Source organism: Dactylosporangium sp. NPDC005572 (assembly GCF_040605515.1).
Lineage (GTDB): Bacteria > Actinomycetota > Actinomycetes > Mycobacteriales > Micromonosporaceae > Dactylosporangium.
In genome coordinates this window covers 1-5,024 of sequence record NZ_JBEXCY010000380.1, presented here as the reverse complement: position 1 = coordinate 5,024, position 5,024 = coordinate 1, and the positions used below count along the sequence as shown (strand labels likewise).

Below are 5,024 nucleotides of genomic sequence, written 5' to 3'. Positions count from 1 at the left end.
CGCGCGGCTGATTTCCGATGGTCATCCAGCGCATCTGGGCTTACCACGGGGTCTGCGGCGAGCCCCTCGGCGGTCGCGTCGGCCGGGTCGGTGGGCGGCGCCACGAGGTCGAGCGCCGAGCGGATCTGGCGCAGGGTCCGGTGCGAGGTCTCGCGGATCGCCTCGACCGGCGCGGCGGCCCGCGCCGGGGCCAGCCGCAGCGCCGCCGACGCCGCCTCGGCCTGCACGGCGATCAGGGTCAGCTCGTGGCCGAGGACGTCGTGCAGCTCCTGGGCGATCCGGGCCCGCTCCTCGCTGACCGCGGCCTCCCGCACCCTGCGCTTCTCGGTCTCCAGCTCGGCGGCCAGCTGCAGCAGGGCCCGGTTCTGCCGGCGCTGGTGCGCGACGAGCTGCCCGGCCGCCACCGGCGCCACGACGGACAGCACCGCCCCGATCACCGCCACCGGCAGCTCGGGGCCGAGCAGCGTGCCGACGGCCCCCGTGACGCAGCCCCACGCGGTGACCGCCCACACGGCGGGACGCGGCGCGCCGTAGGCGCCGACCGCGAAGAACTGCAGGACGACGGTGACGAACCCGAGCACGGGGAAGCCGTCGAGCGGGATGAGCCAGAACGCGCTCGAGACGGCCGCGGACTCCAGCGGATACCGCCGGCGCCAGGCCAGCGGCAGGCTCGACCCGAGCACGTAGAGCTCGCCGATGCCGCGATGGGCGATCGGGAACGCGAGCGTCTGGGCGAGCGCGATCGCGGTCAGCACGGCCGCCAGGACGGCGTCCGACCGTGCCACCCGCAGCCGGGCCACCCACGCGTTCACGACCGCGAGCGTAGGACATCGCTCGTCCGCGCCGCCTCATCCCACGGGCTGATCGGCTCCGCACCGACGGGCTGAGCTGCGAAGCCGCCCGCGGGTCGATGCCCGCGGGGTGCCCGCGTCCGTACGTTGCTGGCACCCGACCTCCTGCGACCTCCTGCGAAAGGAACAGCCGATGACCTCGCCAGCGACCGCGCCGGCCGTCACCGCCACCACCGATCCGGTGCGGACCAGCACCCGCTTCGGGCTCGCCTTCACCGTCTGCCAGCTGCTCGTGATGATCGCGATGGCGGTCTTCGTCCTGCCGCACGGCGGCTCGCCGTCCGACCCGGCCCTGCAGCGCGGGCAGGGCGTCCAGGAGGCGGCCGACCTGTACCGCATCGGCAACTTCGCCTTCATGGCCGCCGGCTCGCTGCTGCTGGGCTTCCTCGGCGCCGTCTGGGCGCGGCTGCGCCGGGCCGACGGCAGCGGTGTCCTCGCCACCGTCGCGGTCGCGTCCGGCATCCTCCTCGCGCTGATCTGGCCGATGGCCGGCATGCTGCACGACGTCGCCCTGGAGACCGCCGCGGGCGGCGCCGACCTGCGCATCCTGGCCGGCTGGGACGCCGTGGCCCCGTTCGGCCTGGCGTTCTCGGTGTTCGCGCGGGTCTTCTTCGTCGGCGCGATCGCGCTCGGCCTGCGCGCCACCGGCCAGGCCCCGTGGCTGGTCCGCTCGGCCGCCGTCGTCATGCTGCTCAGCCTGGTCGGCAGCGCGACCCTCGTGTCGGGCGCGCTGTTCCCGCTGCTGGCCCTGAGCACGTTCGGCTACGAGCTGTGGGTCGGCGCGCTGGCCTGGCACTGGCTGCGGGACGGGCGGTGACCGCCGTGACGTGGGCCGGACCGAGCTGACCGGGGGCCGTACCGGGGTGGCCGCGCCACGGTGCGGCCACCCGGCCCACCCCGGCTGCGGAAAAACGTCACACGACTGTCATGCGATTGCGGAAGTTCGGCGACACGCACCGCGGAAGGTGGCAAATGCACCGATGAGTGAGGAGCCGCCCATGACCGCGCTACTGAGCCGCGACGGCGCGAACTTCAGTCTCGCCTGTGACACCTGCGGCCAGCTGGTCGCCAACCTCGCGCCCGCGATGGGCACGTGGCGCGTCGCGTGGAGCCTGTTCGTGGAGGACGGCTGGCGCGGCGCGCAGCGGCCCACCGGCCCCCACGCCTGCGGGCGCTGCCCCGCGCCGCGCGGCCACGGCATGGTCGAGGAGTCGTTCGCGCGGGCCACGCCGGCGGGCCGCGCGCCGCAGCCGGTCGCCTGGCGCGAACTGGACGGCGTCACGGTCGTCGAGCTCCCGGGGACGCTGCACCTGGCCACCCACGCCCACCTCCACGACCTCGTCGCCGGCGGCATCCGCCCGACCCAGCACGTCGTGTTCGACCTGAGCCGGCTGCCGTCGGCCGACTCGGCCCTGCTCGCCGTGCTCGTCGCCGCGCACGAGGCCGCGGCGCGTCACGGCCGGCGGATCTGCCTGGCCGGCGCCGCCGACCGGGTCACCGGCGCGCTGCGGATGCTGTCGGTCGACGACCTGCTGCCGAACTTCGCCGACCTCCCCGCGGCCCTCGCCTGGCTGGACACGGCCGCGGTGACGGCCGCCTACTGATCGCCGGCCATCGCGGCCTGGGAGGTGCAGCGGGGGCAGCCGTGGGGGCCGCCCGCGGAGCGGTCGCCGATCCAGCCGTGCCGGCGGAACAGGCTCCACGCCAGGTCCCAGCTGTGCAGGTTGGCGCCGAGGTGCTCGACCACCAGGCCGCAGCCGTCGCACACCAGGCTGAAGTCCGTGCCGTCCGCGAGGTGCAGTGCCGTCATGCCCATCCCTCCGCACCGTCTGGTTCAGCCGCCCCATCCAGCCTCACGCCGCGTCATGTACGCGGTTCCGCAAGATTATGACGATTTGACGACATTCGCAGGGGAAGCGGCGTCAGGGCGTCCTGGCGACGGTCAGGAGCGCGGCGGCGTCCTCGACGGCTTCCAGGCTGTGCCGGGCGGGCGGCACGACGAGCAGGTCCCCGGTGCCGCCCTCCCAGGAGGTCGCACCGCTGTGCAGCCGTACGCGCCCGCGCAGCACCAGCAGCGTCGCCTCGCCGGGGTTCTCGTGCTCGGCCAGGGACGTGCCGGCGCGCAGTGCGATGAGGGTCTGCCGCAGGACGTGTTCGTGGCCGCCGTAGAGGGTCTCGGCGCTGCGCCCGGTCGAGGACGCGGCAGCACGTTCCAGGTGCGCACGGATGCGGGCGTCGAGCGAGAACTGTTCCATCGCGTGGTTCCTCCGTTGCTGGTCGGAAGCGGGGGCTTCAGCGGGCTGGCCGCCACTGCTCGGCGCCGAACACCTCGTAGCGGATCCGCTCGTCGGGGACGCCGCGGCGGCGCAGACCGGCGCGGACCGCCTGCATGAACGGGACCGGGCCGCACAGGTACACCTCGGCGCCGGGGCGTACCGGGATGGCGTCCACGTCGAGCAGACCGGTGAACGCGTCCGGGGTCGGCTGCTCGTACCAGACGAGGGTCTCGAAGGAGTGCAGCCGTGCGCCGCTGGCGTGCATGTCGGCGCGCAGCGGGTGCCGGTCGAGGCTGCGGTCGGCGTGCACGGCGGTGACATGCCGGGCCGGCTGGGTGCGGGCCACGTGGTCCAGGATCGCGGCCATCGGGGTGACCCCGACCCCGCCACTGACCAGCAGCAGCGGCGTGTCCGCGGACGTCAGGGCGAGGTCGCCGTACGGCTGGCTCAGCCGCAGCCGGTCGCCGGGGGCCGTGTGGTCGTGCAGGAAGCCGGAGACGACCCCGTCCGGCGCCCCGCCGTCGCCGCGCACGCGCCGCACGGTGATGCGCAGGGTCTGGTCGTCGGCGGCCCGCGACAGCGAGTACTGGCGCAGCTGGCGCGTGCCGTCGTGCAGGTCGGCGGCGACGGTGACGTACTGCCCGGGCCGGAACCGGGGGGCCGGGCGGCCGTCGGCCGGGGTGAGGACGAACGAGACGGTGTCGGCCGCCTCGGCGGTCCGGCTGCCGATGACGTACTCGCGCCAGGGGTGCTCGCCGTCGGTTCCGGCCTCGGCGTAGATGCGCGTCTCGCGTCCGATCAGCCGGGTGGCGAACAGCCAGTAGACCTCGTCCCAGGCGGCCGCGACCTGCGGGGTCACCGCGTCGCCGAGCACGGTGCCGACCGCTGCGAGCAGGTACCGGCCGACGACGGTGTACTGCTCGGGGCGGATGCCCAGCGCACAGTGCCGGTGGGCGATGCGGTTCACCAGGTGCTCGAACGTCACGGCGTCCGGTCCCGCGCCGACCAGGTGCGCCGCGAACGCCGCCACCGCGCCGGCCAGCGCCTGCCGTTGCTGGCCGGTGGCCTGCGCGCTGCGGCTGAACAGGTCGAGCAGGTCGGGGTTCTCGCCCAGCATCGTGCGGTAGAAGACGTCCGAGACGGCGTCGAGGTGGTCGGCGACGACCGGGAGGGTCGCCTCGACGACCGGGCGATTCGTGGCTGACAGCATGGATGTCCTCCGGATCATGGGCGGCCCAGGCGCAACAGCACCTGCCGCACGGGTGGCGCGGTGAGGTCGTCGATCGTGACCGGGTCGAGGGTGGCGTAGAAGGCCTCCTGCGCCCGCCGCAGCGCTCCGCGCAGCCGGCAGCCCTGGCTCAGGGGACATGCCGGGTCGCCGGTGCACTCGACGACCTCCGTCTCGCCTTCGAGCTCACGCACCAGCCCGCCGACGGACGCCGTGCGGGCCGCGGCGGCCAGGCGCACCCCGCCGCCGCGTCCGCGCACGGTCTCCAGCAGCCCGAGGTGCTGGAGGCGCTGCACGACCTTCGCCAGGTGGTGCCGCGGCACGGCGACCGCGTCGGCCAGCTCGTCGATGGTGAGCAGGCCCTCCCGAGCGGCACCCAGCATCAGGATGCGCAGGCTGATGTCCGTGGAGCGGTTGAGTCGCACACGTCGACCCTACCTAAAGAGGACTCCAAGACTCCTGTTTTATGGGGCACGTCACGGAGCGTTCCCGCTGGGCGCGCCCGGCGCTACCGCAGCTCGACGCGCATCACCGCGCGGCGCGGCGTCGGGCGGCTGACCTCGGTGAACCCGGCGGCCGCGAACACGCCCACGCTGCCGACGTACAGGTCGCCGGCCGCGAGGCGCTCCCCCGGGACCAGGACGACCGGGTAGCCCTCGACCGCCGCCG

Annotated in this window: 7 protein-coding genes; 2 read left to right on the top strand and 5 right to left on the bottom strand. The window is 74.6% G+C overall.

Features of this window, described 5'->3' with window-relative positions; all coding sequences use genetic code 11:
* A partial coding sequence (locus tag ABZS66_RS60300) for a histidine kinase (protein ID WP_354773802.1) occupies positions 1 to 812 on the bottom strand: 812 nt, incomplete at its 3' end.
* A 172-nt stretch (positions 813 to 984) separates the two neighbouring features.
* On the opposite strand from ABZS66_RS60300, the gene ABZS66_RS60295 reads away from it, so the two are divergent.
* Both ABZS66_RS60295 and ABZS66_RS60290 read left to right on the top strand, forming a co-directional pair.
* On the top strand, positions 985 to 1,668 hold the full coding sequence (locus ABZS66_RS60295) for a hypothetical protein (RefSeq protein WP_354773800.1): 684 nt from the start codon (positions 985 to 987) through the stop codon (positions 1,666 to 1,668).
* Between the two features lie 181 nt (positions 1,669 to 1,849).
* The gene (locus ABZS66_RS60290; protein ID WP_354773798.1) at positions 1,850 to 2,455 is read left to right on the top strand and encodes an STAS domain-containing protein; all 606 of its coding nucleotides are present in this window, start codon (positions 1,850 to 1,852) and stop codon (positions 2,453 to 2,455) included.
* Here ABZS66_RS60290 and ABZS66_RS60285 read toward each other — a convergent pair.
* The 4 genes from ABZS66_RS60285 to ABZS66_RS60270 all read right to left on the bottom strand — a co-directional run bounded on the left by ABZS66_RS60285 (position 2,449) and on the right by ABZS66_RS60270 (position 4,780).
* Positions 2,449 to 2,661, bottom strand: coding sequence for a hypothetical protein (locus ABZS66_RS60285; protein ID WP_354773796.1), 213 nt, complete (start codon positions 2,659 to 2,661; stop codon positions 2,449 to 2,451). The genes ABZS66_RS60290 and ABZS66_RS60285 overlap by 7 nt on opposite strands.
* 112 nt (positions 2,662 to 2,773) lie before the next feature.
* The gene (locus ABZS66_RS60280) at positions 2,774 to 3,106 is read right to left on the bottom strand and encodes a cupin domain-containing protein (protein WP_354773794.1); all 333 of its coding nucleotides are present in this window, start codon (positions 3,104 to 3,106) and stop codon (positions 2,774 to 2,776) included.
* Positions 3,107 to 3,143: 37 nt separating this feature from the next.
* Positions 3,144 to 4,337, bottom strand: a complete 1,194-nt coding sequence (locus tag ABZS66_RS60275; protein ID WP_354773792.1) for a globin domain-containing protein — start codon at positions 4,335 to 4,337, stop codon at positions 3,144 to 3,146.
* Between the two features lie 14 nt (positions 4,338 to 4,351).
* Positions 4,352 to 4,780, bottom strand: coding sequence for an Rrf2 family transcriptional regulator (locus ABZS66_RS60270; RefSeq protein ID WP_354773790.1), 429 nt, complete (start codon positions 4,778 to 4,780; stop codon positions 4,352 to 4,354).
* Between the last annotated feature and the right edge of the window lie 244 nt (positions 4,781 to 5,024).

What these genes read in the sequence shown, in the direction of transcription:
- ABZS66_RS60295 (WP_354773800.1), top strand. Translation starts at nt 985, where the DNA reads ATGACCTCGCCAGCGACCGCGCCGGCCGTCACCGCCACCACCGATCCG.
- ABZS66_RS60290 (WP_354773798.1), top strand. Translation starts at nt 1,850, where the DNA reads ATGACCGCGCTACTGAGCCGCGACGGCGCGAACTTCAGTCTCGCCTGT.
- ABZS66_RS60285 (WP_354773796.1), bottom strand. Translation starts at nt 2,661, where the DNA reads ATGACGGCACTGCACCTCGCGGACGGCACGGACTTCAGCCTGGTGTGC.
- ABZS66_RS60280 (WP_354773794.1), bottom strand. Translation starts at nt 3,106, where the DNA reads ATGGAACAGTTCTCGCTCGACGCCCGCATCCGTGCGCACCTGGAACGT.
- ABZS66_RS60275 (WP_354773792.1), bottom strand. Translation starts at nt 4,337, where the DNA reads ATGCTGTCAGCCACGAATCGCCCGGTCGTCGAGGCGACCCTCCCGGTC.